Source organism: Marinobacterium jannaschii DSM 6295, assembly GCF_000620085.1.
Classification (GTDB): Bacteria; Pseudomonadota; Gammaproteobacteria; order Pseudomonadales; family Balneatricaceae; genus Pontibacterium; species Pontibacterium jannaschii.
This window is the reverse complement of record NZ_JHVJ01000006.1, coordinates 308,914-328,721: the sequence shown is the minus strand read 5'-3', so window position 1 is coordinate 328,721 and position 19,808 is coordinate 308,914. Positions and strand designations below refer to the sequence as shown.

Genomic DNA, 19,808 nt, shown 5'->3' with positions numbered 1-19,808 from the left:
GACCATATAACGCCAAAGGCGTTTGACGGCCTGCTGAAGTAACACGTCGTAAAGACACCGATAGATCCATCTCCCGGATTGGTTGAGAGACAAGCGATCGTCGTATCAGAATTAAGCACAGTCCAGATTGTCCAGTTTTTGCTTGGCGACCATAGAGCCGTGGAACCACCTGATCCCATCCCGAACTCAGAAGTGAAACGTGGCATCGCCGATGGTAGTGTGGGGTCTCCCCATGTGAGAGTAGGTCATCGCCAAGCATTGAATACGCAGAACCCCCGGTCTCGTTGAGGCCGGGGGTTTTTGCCTTTACGGCCGGAGAAAAACCGTGCGCGCGGAACCCGGCTATCCCCCAGCCCGTTGGCCGCTGGGCATTGTAAGCTTCATCACGTACACCGCTCGCGACCCTGAAAGCGAAACTCGCCATCGGACTGGTAAAGCCTGTATTTCCCGAGGCTCCGCATCACACTGCTGGCTCGTAGCTCGCGAATCCGGCGTCTTTAATGTACATTCCTTCAGCCGCTTGATAATTAAACCGTTCATAGGAGAAATCTGAGATATGGCTGATCTTACCTATCCACTAATTGCTATTGGTCTGGTCGCAATCGCCGGTTTATCCATCTATATCTTTAAACAGTATCGTCGGATTGAGCAGCAGAAGCGGGATCAGGAGGAGCAGCGGCAGGTACTTGAGCGTAAGGCACGAGAGCATCGGGAGTATCTGATAATGAGTATTCAGGTGATCTGCCGTGCCTTGCCGGAAGATGAGAGCCTGAAGCTGCCTGAGGCCTGTATCCGGCTCTATATGCTGATCGATCAGCTGGCACCCAACCTACACCTGGATCCGGACTTTGCGGTTATTCAGGAGGTCTATGAGCAGGTGAAACACATCCCGATGCTGGAAGCCTGGCAGAAACTGGATGCGAAGCAGAAAAGGGAGTTCCAGCGTGAGATGGATCGGATAGAGAAGAGGTATAAGGCTGAAGTGGAGTCTGCGGCGTCCAGGCTGGCAGAATTTCCGTTCGAGCAGCTGGTTCACTGATGGAAATTATCGTTGTCTTTATTGTTACTCTGGTTGTATTGGTAGGGCTTGCCCTGGCGCTGGCTTTTGGCCGGCCGCCTACTTACCGCCCGGGACGAAAAGAGACCTTGCAGCTGATTCGAGAGGTCATCGCTGGTGAGGCCTCGGAAGAGGCCTGGCAGCTGTTTCTGTCGCTGCCGATACTGCATGATCCGGTACTCGAAACGTTTCGTGAGCAGTGCCTGGAGATCGATGAGGGGACAGAGGATAAGGCCCCCTGTGGTGCCGGGCTGAATGGATATATCTACGGTCAGGAAGGGCGTGAGCGCCTGGGGCTGCTGGCGGATGAGCTGGACGCCGTAATCGCCAAAGAACCGGTGGTTAAAGAGTTCTGAGCCGTTTCTCAGTATTGTTCATTGTTGATCAGCCTTTGCAGTTGCCAGTAGGCCTGCCAGACCTGTTTCAGCGAGTCCGTTTTCAGGGCATCGTGCAGCGTCTGGCTGGATGCTTCCAGTTCGGCCAGTTCATATAGCCCCGCTAATCCCAGCAGCTGATGGGTATGATGCCGCATTCGCGTGCGGTCCCGCATAGACATCCCCTCGTTCAACCCTTCCAGCTGTTTCCTCAGCTCAACTGCCAGGTCGTCCTTGCCGATCTCATAGTCCGATAAGCGGGTGGTGGGATGGCTGTTTTGTGGCGTGGTAACACTGTCTGAACTGGTCAGGCGCTGAATACTGCTACAAAGAGCAGTGTCGTTAATCGGTTTAAGCAGGACCTCATTGACACCCGCATCCTTAAGCCTTTCGTGTTCTGAGGAGACGATATTGGCGGTGAGGGCAACAATTGGCAGTTTCGGATACTGCTTGCGCAGCTTTTCGGTGGCCTGAATGCCGTCCATCTCCGGCATATGTACGTCCATCAGTACCAGGTCGATACTGTCATCCATCTGTTTCAGGGCTTCCAGCCCCGTAGCCGCTTCCACCACCTCGGTTCCGGCGCGCTCCAGAATACGCCGGATCAGCAAGCGGTTAAAGTCGTTATCTTCGGCGACCAGAATGCGCACTGCGTGATAGGACGAGACCTTCTGTTCCAGTACGGCCGGAAGTTTAAAGTAGTGTGGCATCAGGTGGTGCAGCAGCTGACGCTGGCTGACGGGTTTTCTCAGCATGATACAGTCGTCCAGTTCTGTCAGCTGATTGGTTTTGCTGCTGAGAATCAGGATCTGGCCTTTGAAGTGCAGCTGGATGTTTTGGATGCACTGACTCAGCCGGGACAGGTCGCTGGCGGCAGCCGGAATGCCGATAATGATGCTGTCCAGCGGCTGGTCGATCGCCTGCTGGGCCAGTGAGCCAAGGCTACCGGCTTCACTGACCGGGAGTTGCAGCGCTGTCAGCTGGTAGCGTAGCGACTTACGAATCAGCGGCTCTGCATCATAGATCAGGACTCTGGGCTTTTGCTCGATAACTGCGCAGGCCTGCTCGGCCTGGCGTGGGAGTTCCAGTTGAATCTGTACCTGGGTACCGATTCCGGGCTGGCTGTTCAGAGTGATGCGGCCCTGCATCAGCTCGACCAGGCGGCGGCTGATCACCAGGCCAAGGCCAGAGCCGCCGAATCGGCGGGTGATCGAGGTGTCGGCCTGACTGAAGGCCTGAAACAGGTGGCAGATCTGTTCTTCAGGAATCCCGATACCGGTATCACTGACCGCTATGACCAGCTCGGTATTCTGCTCCTGAATGTTGGTTGGATAGATCTCTATCAACACATGCCCGCTATCGGTGAACTTAATTGCGTTGCTAACCAGATTGGTCAGGATCTGGCGCAGGCGCACAGGGTCGCCGATCAGGGCATTGGGTGTTTCAGGATCGATACAGGTGATCAGCTCCAGCCCTTTGGCATGGGCGCTGGGTGCCAGCAGGTCGATCATCTGCTGAATGCAGCTGTCCAGCTCTATATCGATCGCTTCCAGCGTGATCGCGTTGGACTCGAGTTTGGAAAAGTCGAGGATATCGTCAATGATCGACAGTAGCAGTCCCGAGGTCTGATCGATAATACGGGTGTATTCACGCTGATCGCTCTGCAGTTCACTCTGGTCCAGCAGCCGGGCAAATCCCAATACCGATGTCAGCGGCGTACGCAGCTCATGGCTCATGCGCGCGAGAAATTCATCCTTCGCCTGATTGGCATTATCGGCGCGTTTCCGGGCCTTGCTCAGGGAGTCGTTCTGACGCTCCAGATGCATCAGCGTTGCCTGCAGCCGCTGGGTCTTGAGGTTGATCTGGCTCTCCATGCTCTGGTTCGATTCCTGAACCCGGTGGGCCAGTTTGTTGATCCCCTCCGACAGGTTCTTCAGCTCACCATGGGCGCGGATATGGGTGCGGGCATTGAGGTGGCCGTTCTGCAGCATCTCGACCACCCGGGTGATGGATACGATCGGACGAATAATCTGGGCAGCGGCGGCGGAGGCCAGAATCAGGGTGACCAGAAAGCATCCGAGCGCCAGCAAGGTGCCTTTCAGCAGGATCTGTTGTTTCCAGTCGAGAGTCGGAGTCTGGGACAGGACCACGGCTACCCAGCCGATAATCTCCGCTGAGTTATCTTCCAGTGCAAACTCCGGACTGTCGGTTATGTCGACGCCGGTGGTGATGACCGGGTGCAGAAAGGTTCCCTGCTGGTTATCAAAGTAGGGGTATGCAACATCCCGGTCCAGTTCCAGACCATTCGGGTTTGCCCGCTGTACCACTTCGAAATCCGATGACAGGAAGATAATATCGGCGACACCCTTCTCCTTGCTCGGGCCGCGCATCAATGAATGCAGCATCTCCTGATTTCCCGTCAGCAGACCAAATTCAGCCGAGGCTGAGAGCAGGCGGGCCATGGTACTGCCCCGTTCCAGCAGGGCACCTTCGGCATCCTGCAGGCGGCTGTTGATAAAGTAGCCGCCCAGGGTCAGCGTTAGCAGTAGCAGCGGGATCAGGGTGGTGGCCAGCAGACGATATTTAATCCCCAGCCGTTTTAACTCCAGGCGGCTCATCGTTCGGCCTCCTCCAGAGCAGTTTCCAGTACATCTGCGGCGGGAATCGGCATCCGTAGCGAGTGGGCCGCTGTTTCGTTGGTTTCGACAGTGAAATACTTAGGTACGGCCGGCGGAGGCAGCTGCCCCGGCTGGGCGGGCAGCTGATTGATCAGCTCCGCAGTCTGCCGGCCGATCTGTTCCGGCTCGGAAAATACCCCGGCGATGGCACCTGCTTCGACGTACTTACGGGAAAAGCCGATCAGTGGTACCCGCTGGCGAAACGAGATGTAGAGAATCCATTTTGCCGTGGTGCGGTTAAACACGGCACGGTCTGGCAGGGTCAGAAACATATCGCTGTTCTCGATCAGCGGCTGTAGTTGGCGGATCGGGTTGCTGTCCTGCTCCAGCAGGGCATGGCTGAGAACCATCTGCTGCGCCTCGGCGGCCTGTTTAAGCAGTGCCAGGTCCTTACTGGAATCCGGCCCTAACGCGGTGGAAAGGCGTTTTGCCCGGGGGGAGATCAGGCGCGCCAACCGGATCTGCCGGGCCAGAGGCTGGTCGAGATAAACGGCTGTTGTCTGCTGACTACTGATCAGCGGATGCAGCGGATTTTCGGACAGAATCTGCTGATAGGTACGACGCGGTATGAAGGTACTGATCAGGGGGGCGGTCAGGGGGGAATTCAGAACTTCCCGAGTCGCCTTGGCGCCGACGGCAATGATATAGCGATACTGGCCGAGCGGCAGCGGTTCATCCTCCTCGCTGATCTGTTCGGCTGTGGTCTGATCGATCTGCAGGCTCAGGTGCTGGCTGATGGCGCGGGCGGTTTCTTTGTAGCTGGCGATATCCTGACTCAGTACGATCAGTATCTCTCCCGCTGTGGCGCGGCCAGCTGGAACCACTGCGCAACAGAGGCAGAGCAGGGCCAGATGCAAGATATACCGCTTTATATTCAGAGTCGCCTGCAAGATTCCATTCCCTTGTGCCACTGAGATCTAATATCGGAGTGCTAAGCGGACGTATCCACGTCGCCGGAAGCTATTGAATTCATAGAATTCGGAATACTCCTCATCGAACAGGTTCTGCACGATAAGCGCAATTTCTGCTTCATTGTCACCTCTCAGCCGCCATAGTTTAGCCAATTGCATATCCGCGCGACGATAAGCCTTGCGCGGGCGAGCCACAGTAGCGCCCTCCAGCCAGTTAACGGTACTCATAAAATAGCCGGCCAGGCTGAAGGACAGATCGGAACTGAACTGATGCTTCCACAACAGCGATGCGGTATGCAGCGGTGCCGTGTCATCCAGAGGCTCTATCCCTTTCAGTCCGCGGTCTTCAATACCTTCGACATTGTTATAGCCATAGCTTAGAACCATAAAGTCGGCGGGGGAGAGCGATTGCTTGAGCTGAAACTCAACGCCCCGGGCCCGCCAGCGGGCGCCGTTATGAACCTGGATGCAGCGGTTGTCGAGCTGATCGGCAAAGGGGATGAAATGATCTGTCAGTGCGTCGCTGATATCTTCCTGATAGAGCCGCAGGTCGAACAATCCCCCGTGTTTACCTGCCGGGCGCAGCAGATAGCCCAACTCGATACTTTCGTTGAGTTCCGGTTTCAGTTCGTCGTTACTGCAGAACTGCTGATCCAGCAAAGCGAAGTTGTTACTGGCATTTTGCCGGATATCGACGCTGATCTTCCGTTCTAACAGCGAGGGTAGCCGCCGTGCCCGGCTCAGTGACAACCTGAGTGTCTGTTCCGGAGTCAGCTGGTAACTCAGCCCGGTGCGCGGAGAAAATGCCCGGTTGCGCTCATCCTCTTCATACAGCGCACCCAGGTGCCATATCCATTCCGGACTGAGTTGATAGCTGAGGTTGCTGAACAGGCGCCGGCGCTGGCTGCTCTGACGGTCTGCGCGGGACAGGATCGCGTCACTTTTGATGCTTTCATAACGATAACCCAGGCCGCTACTCAGGTTGAACCGGCCTGCACTCTGGAAGCGATAGAGCAGTTCGAGGTCATTGACCGTGGTATCACCATGCTCCCGGCTGGGGCGCAGCAAGGTGCCATCAATCCCAAGTAGCTGGGTGAACTGCTCGCTACTGAGGCCGTTGCGAGCGGCTTCTTCCTGAACCTGGGGTACGGCTTCCGCCGGTATCGGGTCGACGTCAGCTTTCAGGCGATTACGATAGAATTGCAGCTGTAATTCCTGCTGCAGGTCCAGCGTATGCAGCCAGCGCAGTTGCTGATAGTTCTGATGGAACTCCCGGCCGATAAACTGGTTGCCTGAGTGATCGCCATCACCGGTGAATACCTCGCCCTGACTGAAGCCCAGCTGGATATCGAACTGATCATTCAGGCTTGGGGTGAAACTATGGCGACTGTTGAAATAACTCTTGTCGATGCGGTCCTGAAACAGCTTATTGCCATCGTTCTGCTGATAGCCGGCGTTAAACTGATAGTCCAGCGCAACGGCGTGGCCCTGATGGCTGAAACGGTAGCGCTGTTCACCCCGTTCTCCCTGCGTGGTTGATAGCGTGCTGCCCTCGGGACGCGTGCCGTAGCGGGTAATAATATTGATCGCGCCGAGGAAGGCATTGGTTCCCTGTGAGGGCATGTTTGAGCCGCGGATCACTTCGATTCGCTCGATATCATCCGGCACCAGCCCCAGTGTTTCCCAGGTTACGGCAGAGAGCAAGGGGATATAGATACTGCGCCCGTTGACCTGTACCTCCATCTGATGGGGAAAGTTATCACTGACGCCGTGGTAGGTAACGCCAAAGGTGTTGTAGCTGACATGAAAGGCCTGAATGCCGGGCACCAGTCGTAGCAGGTCGGGGACATTGAGTGCCGCTGAGGCCTCAATCATCTCTCTGTCGATCAGGGTGACGGCGGCGGGTGTTTCCGCCAGCGGCTGTGGCATGCGTGAGGCGCTGACCACGGTTGGTATGTCGGTGAGCAGATCCGCTTCGCTGAAGTCGCTGGCGTGCACCGGCGGAAGCGCAACCAGCACAGCCAGCACCGGTAGTCGCTGCAGTGTTAAAGGTATCAGTCGGCAACAGCGCTGTATGGAGATCATCCTTATCCCGCAGCTGCTCAGATTCGGGTGCCGACGTAGATGATGATTGCGAGCATAATAATCGCTTCCAGAATGAATCCGTTATTCTCGAATATCCAGTCCATAGTGCTGGCTCGGTGATTTTTTGATCGCTCATATCTTATCGGAATTCACAGCACTAAACATCATCCGCAGGTCTGGATATCTGCGGCGCGGCGCAATAACGGCGCTATGTTTATCCCTGATGTCGCACTATTGATAACGGTTGCTAACGACGACGAGACAGAAAAGCGTGGTAGAGTTACTGGTTGTCGAAATTTGCAGAAGTGGTGTTCATGGAATTTATCTGGGTAGCGTTTGCATTTGTCTGTGGTCTTGGCGTCAAGATGGTGGCTATGCCGCCATTGATTGGCTTTCTGGCTGCCGGTTTTGTATTGCACTTTATGGGGCTGCAGCCCACGGAAAACCTGGAGACGCTGGCGGATCTGGGAATCACGCTGATGCTGTTTACGATCGGCCTCAAACTCAATGTAAAGGACCTGCTGAAGCGGGAAGTCTGGGCCGGAACCCTGGCGCATATGGCCATCTGGAATCTGGTGATCGCCGCCGGACTGGTCTTTCTCGCGGTGCTGGCCGTGCCGTACTTTACCGAATTAAGCTGGCAGGCGGCTGCGTTACTGGCGTTTGCGCTTAGCTTCAGCAGTACCGTTTGTATCGTCAAATTACTGGAAGAAAGTGGCGAGATGAAAACCCGCCATGGCCAGCTGATTATCAGTGTGCTGGTGATGCAGGATATTGCCGCAGTGCTGTTTCTGGTGCTGGCGACCGGTAAAATCCCATCGCTGTGGGCGCTCGGGCTGATTGCCCTCTACTGGGTACGACCGCTGATGGATCAGCTGCTGGTGAAAGCGGGACACGGCGAGCTGTTGCCTTTGACCGGGTTCTTCCTGGCTCTGGGAGGTTACGAGCTGTTTGACGCCGTGGGTGTCAAAGGCGATCTCGGTGCGCTGATTTTCGGCATGTTGCTGGCCTCCAGCACCAAGGCCTCCGAGCTGAATAAATCGCTGATGGCGTTTAAGGATATCTTCCTGATCGGCTTCTTTCTGTCGATTGGTTTCACGGCGTTGCCGGACTGGTCAATGATCTCCGTTGGCGCGCTGCTGGTGGTCCTGATTCCGGTCAAGTTCCTGCTGTTCTTCCTGGTTTTTACCCGTCTGCGCCTGCGTGGCCGAACCTCTTACCTGTCGGCGCTGGCGTTGAGCAATTTCAGTGAGTTTGGCCTGATTGTGGCGGCACTCTGTGTTGACGCCAACTGGCTCAGTCGTGAATGGCTGGTGATTATAGCTCTGGCAGTTTCATTCTCGTTTGTGGTCACCAGCCTGCTCTACCGTTCGGCCCATACCATCTATATGCGGCGTAAAGATCAGATCTGTACCTTCGAGATGGAGAACCGGCTGCCGGAGGACTACTTTGTCCAGCCTTACAATGCCGAGATGCTGGTGGTTGGACTGGGGCGGGTCGGCAAGGGGGCCTTTAAGGCGCTCTATAATATGCATGGCGACAAGGTCTGGGGAATGGATGCCGACCGTAAACGAATCAGCCGGCTGCAGGAGAAGGGCCTGCATGTGTTCTTCGGCGATGGTGAGGATGCCGATCACTGGGAACAGCTGGATCTGTCGAAGATCGAACTGATCATGCTGGCACTACCTTCCATCGACGACATGATTAACGTGTCAGTGCAGTTGCGTAATGCCAACTATCAGGGCGAACTGGCTGCCATCGCCCGTTACCAGGATGAGTTGAAGCCATTACACAAGGCGGGTATCGACCATGTGTATAACTTCTTCACCGAGGCCGGTACCAGCTTTGCCGAAGACAGCCTGAGCGTGATTGAGAAAGCGCGTGAGAAACGCGGGGTGCCGTTGCGGGGGAGCTGATTGTCTCCCGCTTACTTATCCCACATCACATCGCATTCATCGGCGGCCGCTGCGGTGAGCATCTCCAGCAGCGGTATTGCCCTTTTGGCCAGGCTGACGTTTACCGGAGTGCTGCTGTCCGCGTTGTCCTCAATAGCCTGAGGCTGGACAATCTTATCCACCACAACTGCACTTTTCAGGCGCTGCAGCGCTTCCGGGACATCTTCCGCCAGAATAGACCCGGGCACGGCACTGTAGCCCATCAGTTTCAGCAGACTCAGTCCGACATCGCCGAACATGGTGATATTGGCATAGGCTTCGGATTTAAATGTGATCAGCATTGGCTCTCTCCCTGCTTACGATATTTCTAAGCATAGAGCGCCGTGATGAATATTTTAAGTTGAATCTGGGCGCAAGGGCGCGGAACGGGGCTTAGCCGATGGGGCGAAGCCGGGATAATAAAAGCGGGAAAAATCGGTTCCGACACGGGGCTGAACCGCTGAAAAGCGGATCAGCCGTGGCGATCCTGTCCAAGCACCGGTATCAGCGGTGATATGCTCAACGCTCAGGATGCCCGTACCTATTCTAAGAACCTGATCCAGGCGGCGTGCCAGCTTTCGTCACGGATTGTCTGAGGCTATTTCCACAGCGCAGAGCGGAAGCGGGTCCAGTTCATCTTCACGATCATCCGGCTACGCACATTGACCTGCAGGTAGCGATCGCCCTGTTTCCAGATGTAGCGATAGCTGCTGCAGTATTTCTTGCCGTCAAAGCGTTCACAGACCTTGCCGGAGCGTCCCTTCGCCATCGGCTCTCCCAATACCTGGTATAACTCGCCGATATCACCGCCGGTATTGATACGGCGGCCGTTGATGTAATCCGCCTGCGCCTCGTGGCTGAGTAGCAGGCCGGCGAGCAATGTCGGCGCGATCTTTTTGTAGCACATAGCTTTCCCTGTCTTCGTCAGCGCGGTTGGCTGGTTGCGTGCTGAGCGTCCTGATCAGCACGCTCATTCTGCCGCAGGGAAGGCAGGGGAGCTATCAGACGTTCAGCCCAACCGGGCTGGCCTGCATAGGGATAAATCCCGGTAGCTGCTCGAAGCGGGCCAGCCAGTCCCGCAGTTGTGGATAACCATCGAGGGAGACATTGCCTTCTGGTGCATGGGCGATGTAGCTGTAGCAGGCGACATCCGCCAGGGTTGCCTGTTGACCGACCAGCCAGTCCCGTGGCTTCAGGTGTTGCTCCAGTACCGCCAGGGTGGCATGGGCGGTGCTTATTGCGTCGTCGGCATCCAGCTGCGCACCAAACAGGGTAATCAGGCGGGCCGTTGCCGGACCATTGGCAATCTTGCCTGCGGCCAGCGACAGGAACCTTATCACCTCGGCGGCCAGTAACGGATCTTCCGGTAGCCACCGTCTCTCCGGGTCATAGCGCAGGGCGAGGTAACTGATAATGGCATTGGAGTCTGCCAGGGTGATATCGCCATCTTCCAGCACCGGCACCTGGCCAAAGGCGTTCTTTTGCAGGAATGACGGTTGCTTATGGGCGCCACTCATCAGATCGACATCGATAACCTCCGCTCTGAGTCCCAGCAGAGACAGCAACACTTCGACACGATGGCAGTGGCCGGAAAGAGCGTGACGATAGAGTTTAATAGCAGGCATTTCAGTTACTCCTGTATCGGCTCAGCGGGTGGCTGAGTATAAGTTGAACTTACAGCCAGCGCTGTGGATAAGGTTGGCGCTGCAGCTGGTGAAACAGCCAGGCCAGGGCAACGATCAGCAGTGCGCCGCCCAGAATCGGCGTCAGCAGAAACTCCCAACGCTCACCGGTGAGCATAATCAGTAGTGGATTGGCACCCGCCGGCGGATGCAGGGTATTGCTCAGCATCATGGCTGCAATGGCCAGCCCGACCGCCAGTCCCAGGCTCCAGCTGTGTACTCCCACCAGATCGGCGACCAGCAGGCCAACCGCAGCGGCCAGCAGGTGGCCCAGCACCACATTGCGCGGTTGTGCCAGGGGGCTGGCGGGCAGGGCATAGACAATCACCATCGAAGCACCGAAAGGCGCCATCAGCCAGACACCCCAGAGTCCGCTCTGGCCCAGTTCCGCCAGTAAAGTTATACACAGCATGCCGCCCAGTGCTGCCAGTGCGGCGGCTTTCAGCTTTTGTTTGCTTGCGATCTGATCACTGCTCATGGTTTTTCTCACTACTTACGGGAGCCGACGGCCCCTGTTGATAACTAATAATCCGTCTGGAGACCGATCTGTCTACATTGCGAGCTGTCTGGGTAGACAGGTCTGTCTCCTTGATTCGGCAAGAGTAGACCGATCTGTCTCTGTGTGTCAAACTGTTTGCGTTGAATAGCAGAAGTGGATAATTCATGGCGATACAGACAACAGATAAGCGCACCCTGCTGGTGGAGACGGCGCTACAGCTGTTTTACCAACAGGGTATCCATGCGGTGGGCATCAATGAGGTACTGAAAGCCGCGGGTGTGGCGAAGAAAACCCTCTACAGCCACTTCGCCAGCAAGGAGGAGCTGATTGCTGCGACCATTGAGCTGCGTGATCGCCGCCTCCGTGGCTGGCTGGAGTTCTGTCTTACCGAGCAACCGGACGGAGCCCCGGCGATCAAGGCGATCTTCACTGCCCTGGATGACTGGTTTAACGAGCGGGTGGAGATGCTGGGACCGTTTCGTGGCTGCTTCTTTATCAATGCCAGTGCCGAGTATGGCGAGGCGGATTGCCCGATCTTTCAGCGCTGCCAGCAGCATAAGCTGGCGTTACGCCAACTGATGCTGAAACACTGCGAGGTGGTACTGGGACCGGGCGAGGAGGCCGAGCAGCTCTGTGACAGCCTGGTATTACTCAAGGAGGGGGCGATTATTTCGGCGCACCTGCTTGGGGATAAGTCGGCCGCACTGAAGGCACGCGACTCGGCGCAGAAACTGATCGGCGTCGCCGGACTGATGGGGGTCTCGGGATTGATGGGACGGCTGTAACAGTTTTGCACGACAGGCTGGACCTGAGCAGGTCCAGCCTGTCGTATTGAGCCGGGACTTATTTGAGTTCCGGTGTGATCTGGTCGATCAGGGCCTGCTCGCCCTCCTGCAGGTAGACCTGTTCCTGCAGATCCTTGGCCCACTCCTCCTGCTGGGCAACCTTTTCCAGCATCACCACCGCCAACGCCTTAACGATCGCCACCTCGGACCAGATCGCCGCGTTCAGACAGCGCCAGTGATTGTTATCGCGGCGTTTCGGCTGGTTGATCTGCTCCTGGCAGGTGTCGCAGAACATGGCGCAGCGCTCGAACTCCGGCTCATTCGCGACCGGTGGAATCTCGAAGATACTCAGCGGCACACCGCTGTCGCCACACATCTCGCACTGGGCACTGCAGCGGCGTACCAGGTCTTTACCAAACAGCGACAGTTCCTGTTTACGCTGTTCGTGTTTATCGCGTCTTACCGCCATCTCAGGCTCCTCAATTTCAGCTGAAAACGAATGGCGCCAGACTACTCCTTTACAGTCTGATATTCATCTGTGATATCCGTTGTGGCGCGCCCATCCTGATAATTACTCATAGACGCGGTGCCCCGGCGCAGGTTCGCTATAGTGCTGTCGTGGGCTCAGAGAAGAGGCATCGTTATGAAAAAGATCCTGCTGGGGCTGATATTGGCCCTGAGCCTGACATCCCCGGTACTGGCTGGCTGTAATGACAGCACCACGGCACAAAACGGTGACGTGATCCGCCAGAATATCGATAATGTTTTTAACCCCTATAAAGGCTGACTGAGCCGCCCTGAGCCTGATTGCAGGTTCAGGGCTTTGCGTCCGCTGCCCGGACAGCCCTTATTACCACCTGCCTGTAAACGTAACCCGTCCGCTTTAATCGTTTCCATTTGAAATTAGAAATATTTATATCTCTATAAATAGTACTGTTTAGTTATTGAATTGTTTTTGGGTTAAAAACAGATATCGACTGTTTTCCTGGCTGTGAATAAGTCGAGGTCTTTAAGAAAGAAAAAATAATAAGAAATAAGAGGGAATAATGAGACATTTTAAGAAGACGGTTAGCACTCTGGTCGCCGGACTTTTACTCCAGGCTAGCCCGCCGCTGTGGGCTGAAGATAAAGCGGTGACAGGCGTGATGGTGGACTGGCCACCCTACTTCAGCGATAAGGTCGCAGAGGGAGGGATTGCCGCCGATATTGTCCGCCAGGGGCTGCAGCAGGCCGGCTATAAGCTGGATCACCAGCTGGTGCCCTGGAGTCAGGCGATGAAGGACTCCAGATCCGCTAAAAAAGATCTGTTGCTGGGGGCCTGGCATACGCCGGAGCGGGCCCGGGATTATCTGTTTAGCGATCCCTATATGTTTAACCGGGTGGTATTTATTAAACTGCTCGGTGACGATTATGAATACTATGGCCTTGCCAGCCTGAAGGGGAAGGAGGTCGGGGTATTAAAAGGGTACGCTTATAATAATGAATTTCTGGCCGCCAAAAACTTTAATAAGTCCGAATCCAGCAGCCTTATTGTCAACCTGAGAAACCTGTTGGCGCAGCGGGTGGAGCTGACGCTGGCGGATGAATATGTTGCCCGTTATACCATCTCGAAAGATATTCCCTCCTATAGCGATCAGTTTGCCTTCAGCCTGAATGCACTTGGCGAGGAGCCGCTGCACCTGGCGATCAGTCGCAAGCATCCCGAAGCGGAACAGATTATCAGTGCCTTCAACCGCTCGCTGAAAGCGATGCGGGCTGACGGGCGCTACGAAGAGCTTATCCGCAAGCACAATCTCTGATCTCCGGCCGGCAGCGGTGGTCTTCATTGATCTGGGTTTCTTTCTACTGTCCGATTTTGGCATAAGGTTAAGGCATCACAGGTTTAATGGAGTTAACGCTGCCGATGCCGGATTCCCAGTTCAGCGCCGCACTGCCATTGCTGATCGCTTTTGCCCAGGGGCTGCTGATCGGGCTGGAGCGTGGCTGGCACCAGCGCCGGGAAAAGGAGGGTGCCCGCATCGCCGGGTTGCGTACCTACGGCCTGCTGGGCCTGCTGGGAGGTCTGATCGGTCTGCTGGCGGGTAGCGAGCCGGGGTTGCTGATTGGCCTCAGCCTGATTGCCGTCACCCTGTTCCTGCTGGTGGGGTATCTGCTGGAGGTGCTGCGCGATCAGGATATCGGTATGACCAGCCTGGTCGCCGGCGTGCTGACCTTTATGCTCGGCGTTGCCGCCTGCCGCGGATACAGCACCGAATCGGCAGCGGCGGCAGTGCTGGTGTTGTTCCTGCTTAGCTACAAGGTCAGTATCCATGCGGTCCTGCGGGCGCTGGAACCGCAGGAGCTGCACGCCACCCTGAAGCTGTTGCTGATCTCGGTGGTGGTGCTGCCGGTCCTGCCGGACCGGGGTATCGGCCCCTGGCAGGCGATCAATCCCTATGAAGTCTGGTGGATGGTGGTGCTGATCAGCGCTATCTCCTTCAGCGGCTATTTCGCCATGCGCATCGTTGGTCAGCGCAAGGGCGTCCTGCTGACTGCCCTACTGGCCGGACTGGCATCGTCCACCGCCCTGACACTGAGCTTCTCCCGCCTGTCACGGCACGCCGGCGCAGACAGGGAATCCGGACAACAGTGTTTGCTGGCCGCCGGAATCCTGCTTGCCTGCGGCACTATGTTTCCACGCATGCTGATCGTTATATCGCTACTGAACCCGCTGATATTGCCCTCCCTGTTGCTACCGCTGATGTCGATGGCGCTGGTCGTGTACAGCAGCGCCGGACTCATGTTCTGGCACAGCCTGCGCAGTTCGGGAGCCGACGGCAAACGTCATACCGGACTGAAGAATCCGCTCGAGCTGAGCACGGCGCTGTTGTTTGCGCTGTTGCTGATGCTGCTGATGCTGGTGACCCTGTGGCTGAAGCAGCAGTTTGGTGATGCAGGGGTCCTGCTGTTGTCAGCCCTGTCCGGGATAACCGATGTTGATGCGATTACCCTGGCGTTGCTGCGAATGGCGCCGGATGAGATCAGCCTGTCGCTGGCAGTAGAGGGGATCTTGCTGGCGGCCTGCGTCAATTCGTTGGTGAAGGGCGGGATCGCCTGCGGTGTTGCGGGAGGGCGTTTCGGCCTGAGAATCCTGCTACCTATGTTGCTGGCAACAGCGGCGGCACTGCTTGGATGGTGGTTGTAAGTAAATACAAACTAGCTTTGGAGGCTGCAAATGAGTGAGCGTTCGAGAACAGGCCCGGCGGATGGGCATATGTTTCACAATGCAGCGGATGATGTGGAGCATTCCAGGGATCCCCAGCTTAACCTGCAGGCCTGCTCGCCAGCCTACAAGCTGGCCTATGATGACCTGGAACTGATGCTGCGTGACGAACTGCGCCCGGTACGATTGCTGCTGGAACTGACCAAGCCTGAGCTGGCGTTACAGGAGCAGGGGATCGAGCACAGTGTAGTGATCTTTGGCAGTGCCCGCAGCTTGCCTCCGGAGGAGGCTGAGCGCCGGCTGGATGAGGCCGACAAGGCGTTGCAGGCGGCACCGGATGATCATTGCCTGCAGCAGGCCAAACGTGAGGCCGAGCGTTGCTGCCGCTATGCCGGGTACTACCGCCAGGCCCAGCGCCTCGGCTGGCTGATCAGCACTGAGTCGGGCAAAGCCCGGTTGCCCCAGCTGCATGTGGTCACCGGCGGCGGTCCGGGGATTATGGAAGCCGCCAACCGCGGCGCTGCCGAAGCCGGGGTCGCCTCTGCCGGGATGAATATCGTGTTGCCGCAGGAGCAGCAGCCCAATCCCTATATCACCCCGGCGCTGTGTTTTCGTTTTCACTACTTCGCCATGCGTAAGATGCACTTCCTGTTGCGGGCCAAGGCGCTGGTGGTGTTTCCCGGAGGCTTCGGAACCCTCGACGAGCTGTTCGAAACCCTGACCCTGGTGCAGACTCACAAGGTGAAAGCGCTGCCGATCCTGCTGTTTGGCCGTGATTACTGGCAGCGGCTGATCAATTTCGACCTGCTGCTGGAAGAGGGGATGATTGAAGCGGCTGATATGCAGCGCTTCAGCTTTGTCGAAAGCGCAGAGGAGGCCTGGCAGGTCATTTCGGCTTGCCTGCAGACAAAATAAAACCCCGCAGCCCGGAGGCGGCGGGGTTTGCCCCTTCATCATATCTGCCTGCTGTTTATCGCCCTCTGTCAGGCGCAGGTCAGACCTTCCTGACGGCGCGCAAAATCCGCACCGACACGACAGCCGTACACGCCGACTTCACCTTTCCAGCGCAGCCAGGTCAGAAACTGACTTGTGCTACGCAGCATATCGAGCAGCAGCGATGGCTGATCATCCTGCGCAGCATCGAAGGCGCCCATGGCCTGCAGTTCCTGCTGAATACGACGGTCATCATTGGCGATACCGGTGTAGCTGTGGTTCTGGGATATCATGACAGTCACTCCTGACAATTAAACATTCGGCGCAATTTTAGGTATTTATATTGCGATGCACAAATTGATTTTGACTGTTTTTTGTCCAGTCGTAGTTTTGTTGCGCCAGATCAGTTGTTGTGTTGTGTTGTGTTGTGTTGCGGGCGTCAGGGCAGGGTCGGGGGCGCTGCTGGCGCACTCTAGCCCCGCTGCGGTTGATGGCCGAGGCTCGGCTGAGCTTGTGTCTGGCGATCTCTCCTGTGCATCACCAGGGGCTTTCCAGTAAGGCATTCTTTGTCAGTATGCACTTACTTTGTCCGGGGTGCTGATACGCCGGACAGGTCACCCCCGTTGCTGCTACGCTGCGACCCTAAAAGGTTCCATCGCCTTATTCCCTGAACAGAAATACTCTGCCAGTACAGTTCTCTATCTGTCGCTTTAGCCGCAGCGGTTTAGTGGTCGGGGGCCTGACGCAGCTAGCCGGCACGGCGTGAATGGCTTTATGTTGGTGAGCTTTTACTTACCTCAGAGCAAACAGAAAATAAGCCGGTTATCCGGAACAGCGGATCTGGGAATGGCTCTTGGGATGATTCAGTCAGTCCCGGCCGGATCAGGTCAGCATCGCAGCGTGGCGACTGGCGATGGTCTCATCAAACAGCGGCAACTCGGCAAATGTCTCAATCGGAATCGCTGGTGAGAACAGATAGCCCTGACCATAGTCACAGCCGGCCCGGGTCAGCAGGTCGCGCTGCTGACCGGTTTCAATGCCCTCGGCGATCACCTTAATGCCCAGCTTGTGAGCCATGGCGATAATGGCTTCGCAGAGCAGGAAGGCTTCCGGGTCGGTCTCCAGGTTTTTCACAAAGGAGCGGTCGATCTTCAGGAAGTCGATATCAAACTGGCGCAGATAAGCCAGCGATGAGTAGCCGGTGCCAAAGTCATCCATCGCCACCTGAATATTGGCGCGGGCCAGGTCGATCAGGCGGTGACTGGTTTCCTCGCAGGGATCGACAATCAGTCCCTCGGTGATCTCGGCGACCAGCGAGTTACCCGGCAGGCCTCGGCTGTCGAGTTCTGCCGGCCAGTCTTTCATGCCGCTGTTGCCGGTGGCGAACTGGACCGGGGAGACATTGATACTGATCTGGAAGTTATCGCCAAAACGTGTCCGCAGGGCCGGCAGCGCCTCCAATGCCTGATAGAACACCCAGTCGCCGATCTCGATGATCTTGTGGGTATCCTCCGCCAGTGGAATAAATTCGGCCGGGCTGACTATGCCCCGCTCGGGGTGCTGCCAGCGGATCAGGGCTTCGCCCTTGCAGATCGAGCCGTTGTCGAGGCAGATGATCGGCTGGCAGTAGAGCTTAAACTGGTTCTCCTGCTGCGCGTTGCGCATATCCCGGATCAGGTGCATGCGGTTCAGCACCGCCTGCTGCATGGCCGGGGTAAAGAAGTGGTAGCAGTTCTTACCCAGTGATTTGGCGGCATACATCGCCTGGTCGGAGCTCTTGAACAGCTCCTCGGCGGTTTCACCATCAGTGGGGTAGAGGCTGATACCGATGCTGGCGGTGATATAGCCGATATCCTCGCCGAGACGGAAAGGCTCTTCCAGTGACTTCAGGATGCGCTGGCTGATCGCCTTCACCTCATCCGCGTGGATAAGCTGGCTCAGGATCAGAGTGAACTCATCGCCGCCCTGGCGGGCCACCAGGTCCTGTTCACGGGTACAGCGCTGCAGGCGTCTGGCGGTCTGCTTCAGCAACAGGTCCCCCATATCGTGCCCCAGGGTATCGTTGATCTCCTTGAAGCGGTCAAGGTCGAGAAACAGTATCGCGAACGGCAGCCCGGTGCGGTCACTCAGCGCCATCTCATACTGCATCTGGTGCTGCAGCATCGCCCGGTTGGGTAATCCGGTGAGGTTGTCGTAGTGCGCCTGCTGCCAGATCAGGTTCTCCGCTGACCGGCGATCGGTGATATCCCGCACCACCAGCACCAGTTCGCTGGAGTTCTGGATCGCATTGATACGCGCCTCAAAGATGGTCTTGCCATTATCGGCCGGTAGCGGATATTCCCAGTGGATGGTTTCGCCAGTGCGCTGGTGATTGTGCAGCAGTGCCTCAAGCCGCTCCGCCATATCAGGCGGCATAATGCGGGTGACGTTCTGCCCGGCCAGCAGCTCAAGCCGGTGGTTGCTGGCGGAATCGCCCTTGCAGTCCAGCACCTTGCCGGAAGGGCACAGGCGGAAATACAGATCGGGCAGGGCCTTGAAGACCGAATCCAGCTCGCTGCTGCGACGCAGGGCCTGATGCTCGGCCTCAAGCCGGGTTTCCGCCATCTCTTTAAAGCGCTCCATCAGCAGCGCCAGCTCTGCCGGACTGTCTCCGCTGGCAGGTGGCACCAGCTGGCCATCCAGCAACGACTGGGTGGCGAGGGTGAGCTTGCGCAGCGGCAGCAGGATGCTCTGGCGTAACTCGCGTAGCGCAAACAGCGTAACCAGCAGCATGGCGGCAAGAAACGATAGCAAAGAGTAGGCGAAATTGCGGTTGGCGCTGGCCAGGGCCTCATCAAAGGGGATACCAACCATCATGCAGATTGAGCGCCCTTCGGCATTGGTAAACAGGGTGACCCGGGTATAGGCGCGGGTGATACCGTCACTGCCCTGAATAATCTCAGGGGTTAAGTCCTCGCTCAGGGTCTGCAGGGCGGGGAGGCCGGTTTCGGTCTCCGACCGGCCCAGCAGGTCGGACTGCTGCGGATAGCGGGCAATCACCTTGCCGTCTGAATCGGAGATGACGGCCGTGGCGGCGGCCGGAAGTTTGAAGCTCTTCAGTTGCTGGCTCCACCAGTCCAGCGAGACCACGGCGACGGCAATACCGGTAATGCGATCACTGTTGTATTCGGTTACCGGATAGGAAAAGTTCACGCTGGTGACGCCGGCGGCCCGGTCATACTGGAAGTTGCCGATGGCAAAGCTGTGCTGCGTCAGGCTCTTCTGAAAGTAGCCCCGGTCTGCGACATTGACCGGCTTATTCAGGGGCAGGGCATTACACAGCAGATTGCCGTCCGGCAAGGGCACGCCGATATTGATGTAGCTGCTGTTGAGGCGCAGTACCTGGCGCAGAAACTGGCGACATTCCGCAGAGGCCGGGTTCTGCAACGGCTCCGCCTGGGCCAGGTGGGCCAGATAGTAGCGGGTGTCATCGATAATTTTCTTCTGGCTCAGGGCCACCTGGCGGGTGACCTCGATCGCGGCCTGGCGGCTGCCTTCCAGTGCGGTATTGCGCTCTTCCCAGGTCTGAAAGCTGATAACACCCACTCCGGGCAGGGCAACTAAAACCAGAAGTTTGATTAGGCGTGACCTTAACGAGCTGAACATAGCCCCTAATCCCTGAATCCGTG

18 protein-coding genes and 1 rRNA gene are annotated in these 19,808 nt (G+C 56.9%); 9 read left to right on the top strand and 10 right to left on the bottom strand.

The features are described 5' to 3' along the window. Nucleotides 1-141 precede the first annotated feature (141 nt). The 3 genes from rrf (at nt 142) to Q354_RS0106375 (ending at nt 1,413) form a co-directional block, all read left to right on the top strand. Nucleotides 142-257: ribosomal RNA gene (gene rrf, locus Q354_RS0106385) — 5S ribosomal RNA — on the top strand. 299 nt (nt 258-556) lie between these two features. Continuing rightward, nucleotides 557-1,039, top strand: a complete 483-nt coding sequence (locus Q354_RS0106380) for a DUF2489 domain-containing protein (RefSeq protein WP_027856877.1) — start codon at nt 557-559, stop codon at nt 1,037-1,039. Beyond that, nucleotides 1,039-1,413 carry a hypothetical protein gene (locus Q354_RS0106375; protein ID WP_027856876.1) on the top strand — a complete coding sequence of 125 codons (375 nt, stop codon included), beginning with the start codon at nt 1,039-1,041 and terminating at the stop codon, nt 1,411-1,413. The genes Q354_RS0106380 and Q354_RS0106375 overlap by 1 nt, the downstream gene beginning before the upstream one ends. Before the next feature lie 8 nt (nt 1,414-1,421). Here Q354_RS0106375 and Q354_RS0106370 read toward each other — a convergent pair whose 3' ends face one another. The 3 genes from Q354_RS0106370 to Q354_RS0106360 are packed head-to-tail and all read right to left on the bottom strand — an operon-like array spanning nt 1,422 to nt 7,039. Further along, nucleotides 1,422-4,049, bottom strand: a complete 2,628-nt coding sequence (locus tag Q354_RS0106370; RefSeq protein WP_027856875.1) for an ATP-binding protein — start codon at nt 4,047-4,049, stop codon at nt 1,422-1,424. Beyond that, nucleotides 4,046-4,999 carry an ABC transporter substrate-binding protein gene (locus Q354_RS0106365; protein ID WP_027856874.1) on the bottom strand — a complete coding sequence of 318 codons (954 nt, stop codon included), beginning with the start codon at nt 4,997-4,999 and terminating at the stop codon, nt 4,046-4,048. Before Q354_RS0106365 ends, Q354_RS0106370 begins: the two co-directional genes overlap by 4 nt. Nucleotides 5,000-5,026: 27 nt before the next feature. After that, the gene (locus tag Q354_RS0106360; protein ID WP_169828863.1) at nt 5,027-7,039 is read right to left on the bottom strand and encodes a TonB-dependent receptor plug domain-containing protein; all 2,013 of its coding nucleotides are present in this window, start codon (nt 7,037-7,039) and stop codon (nt 5,027-5,029) included. A 353-nt stretch (nt 7,040-7,392) separates the two neighbouring features. On the opposite strand from Q354_RS0106360, the gene Q354_RS0106350 reads away from it, so the two are divergent. Then, the gene (locus Q354_RS0106350; RefSeq protein WP_322786137.1) at nt 7,393-9,021 is read left to right on the top strand and encodes a cation:proton antiporter family protein; all 1,629 of its coding nucleotides are present in this window, start codon (nt 7,393-7,395) and stop codon (nt 9,019-9,021) included. An 11-nt stretch (nt 9,022-9,032) separates the two neighbouring features. Here Q354_RS0106350 and Q354_RS0106345 read toward each other — a convergent pair whose 3' ends face one another. From Q354_RS0106345 to Q354_RS0106330, 4 genes are all read right to left on the bottom strand, one after another. Beyond that, a complete protein-coding gene (locus tag Q354_RS0106345; protein ID WP_027856871.1) occupies nt 9,033-9,341 on the bottom strand; it encodes a DUF1840 domain-containing protein in 309 nt (102 codons plus the stop codon). A 296-nt stretch (nt 9,342-9,637) separates the two neighbouring features. Continuing rightward, entirely contained in the window at nt 9,638-9,946 is a 309-nt protein-coding gene (locus Q354_RS0106340) for a hypothetical protein (protein ID WP_027856870.1), read from the bottom strand. Between the two features lie 94 nt (nt 9,947-10,040). Beyond that, entirely contained in the window at nt 10,041-10,664 is a 624-nt protein-coding gene (locus tag Q354_RS0106335) for a glutathione S-transferase family protein (RefSeq protein ID WP_027856869.1), read from the bottom strand. A 49-nt stretch (nt 10,665-10,713) separates the two neighbouring features. Next, complete coding sequence (locus Q354_RS0106330) at nt 10,714-11,199, bottom strand: HPP family protein (protein WP_036228689.1); 486 nt, start codon at nt 11,197-11,199, stop codon at nt 10,714-10,716. A 185-nt stretch (nt 11,200-11,384) separates the two neighbouring features. On the opposite strand from Q354_RS0106330, the gene Q354_RS0106325 reads away from it, so the two are divergent. After that, entirely contained in the window at nt 11,385-12,005 is a 621-nt protein-coding gene (locus tag Q354_RS0106325) for a TetR/AcrR family transcriptional regulator (RefSeq protein WP_027856867.1), read from the top strand. 58 nt (nt 12,006-12,063) lie between these two features. On the opposite strand, the gene Q354_RS0106320 is transcribed toward Q354_RS0106325, so the two are convergent. Then, nucleotides 12,064-12,474 carry a PhnA protein gene (locus Q354_RS0106320; protein ID WP_027856866.1) on the bottom strand — a complete coding sequence of 137 codons (411 nt, stop codon included), beginning with the start codon at nt 12,472-12,474 and terminating at the stop codon, nt 12,064-12,066. A 174-nt stretch (nt 12,475-12,648) separates the two neighbouring features. Here Q354_RS0106320 and Q354_RS28185 point away from each other — a divergent pair, with 174 nt between their 5' ends. The 4 genes from Q354_RS28185 (at nt 12,649) to Q354_RS0106300 (ending at nt 16,122) form a co-directional block, all read left to right on the top strand. Then, complete coding sequence (locus tag Q354_RS28185; protein WP_156948248.1) at nt 12,649-12,792, top strand: hypothetical protein; 144 nt, start codon at nt 12,649-12,651, stop codon at nt 12,790-12,792. A 259-nt stretch (nt 12,793-13,051) separates the two neighbouring features. Next, nucleotides 13,052-13,804, top strand: a complete 753-nt coding sequence (locus Q354_RS0106310; RefSeq protein ID WP_027856865.1) for a substrate-binding periplasmic protein — start codon at nt 13,052-13,054, stop codon at nt 13,802-13,804. A gap of 86 nt (nt 13,805-13,890) precedes the next feature. Then, entirely contained in the window at nt 13,891-15,189 is a 1,299-nt protein-coding gene (locus Q354_RS0106305) for an MgtC/SapB family protein (protein ID WP_211252222.1), read from the top strand. Nucleotides 15,190-15,219: 30 nt separating this feature from the next. Beyond that, a complete protein-coding gene (locus Q354_RS0106300; RefSeq protein WP_027856863.1) occupies nt 15,220-16,122 on the top strand; it encodes an LOG family protein in 903 nt (300 codons plus the stop codon). Between the two features lie 68 nt (nt 16,123-16,190). On the opposite strand, the gene Q354_RS0106295 is transcribed toward Q354_RS0106300, so the two are convergent. Further along, on the bottom strand, nt 16,191-16,433 hold the full coding sequence (locus Q354_RS0106295; RefSeq protein ID WP_036228686.1) for a hypothetical protein: 243 nt from the start codon (nt 16,431-16,433) through the stop codon (nt 16,191-16,193). Between the two features lie 589 nt (nt 16,434-17,022). Then, entirely contained in the window at nt 17,023-19,785 is a 2,763-nt protein-coding gene (locus tag Q354_RS27250) for a bifunctional diguanylate cyclase/phosphodiesterase (RefSeq protein ID WP_051559943.1), read from the bottom strand. Nucleotides 19,786-19,808: the final 23 nt, after the last annotated feature.

What these genes read in the sequence shown, in the direction of transcription:
- Q354_RS0106340 (WP_027856870.1), bottom strand. Translation starts at nt 9,946, where the DNA reads ATGTGCTACAAAAAGATCGCGCCGACATTGCTCGCCGGCCTGCTACTC.
- Q354_RS0106380 (WP_027856877.1), top strand. Translation starts at nt 557, where the DNA reads ATGGCTGATCTTACCTATCCACTAATTGCTATTGGTCTGGTCGCAATC.
- Q354_RS0106305 (WP_211252222.1), top strand. Translation starts at nt 13,891, where the DNA reads ATGGAGTTAACGCTGCCGATGCCGGATTCCCAGTTCAGCGCCGCACTG.
- Q354_RS0106375 (WP_027856876.1), top strand. Translation starts at nt 1,039, where the DNA reads ATGGAAATTATCGTTGTCTTTATTGTTACTCTGGTTGTATTGGTAGGG.
- Q354_RS28185 (WP_156948248.1), top strand. Translation starts at nt 12,649, where the DNA reads ATGAAAAAGATCCTGCTGGGGCTGATATTGGCCCTGAGCCTGACATCC.
- Q354_RS0106310 (WP_027856865.1), top strand. Translation starts at nt 13,052, where the DNA reads ATGAGACATTTTAAGAAGACGGTTAGCACTCTGGTCGCCGGACTTTTA.
- Q354_RS0106345 (WP_027856871.1), bottom strand. Translation starts at nt 9,341, where the DNA reads ATGCTGATCACATTTAAATCCGAAGCCTATGCCAATATCACCATGTTC.
- Q354_RS0106320 (WP_027856866.1), bottom strand. Translation starts at nt 12,474, where the DNA reads ATGGCGGTAAGACGCGATAAACACGAACAGCGTAAACAGGAACTGTCG.
- Q354_RS0106325 (WP_027856867.1), top strand. Translation starts at nt 11,385, where the DNA reads ATGGCGATACAGACAACAGATAAGCGCACCCTGCTGGTGGAGACGGCG.
- Q354_RS0106330 (WP_036228689.1), bottom strand. Translation starts at nt 11,199, where the DNA reads ATGAGCAGTGATCAGATCGCAAGCAAACAAAAGCTGAAAGCCGCCGCA.
- Q354_RS0106300 (WP_027856863.1), top strand. Translation starts at nt 15,220, where the DNA reads ATGAGTGAGCGTTCGAGAACAGGCCCGGCGGATGGGCATATGTTTCAC.
- Q354_RS27250 (WP_051559943.1), bottom strand. Translation starts at nt 19,785, where the DNA reads ATGTTCAGCTCGTTAAGGTCACGCCTAATCAAACTTCTGGTTTTAGTT.
- Q354_RS0106295 (WP_036228686.1), bottom strand. Translation starts at nt 16,433, where the DNA reads ATGATATCCCAGAACCACAGCTACACCGGTATCGCCAATGATGACCGT.
- Q354_RS0106335 (WP_027856869.1), bottom strand. Translation starts at nt 10,664, where the DNA reads ATGCCTGCTATTAAACTCTATCGTCACGCTCTTTCCGGCCACTGCCAT.
- Q354_RS0106370 (WP_027856875.1), bottom strand. Translation starts at nt 4,049, where the DNA reads ATGAGCCGCCTGGAGTTAAAACGGCTGGGGATTAAATATCGTCTGCTG.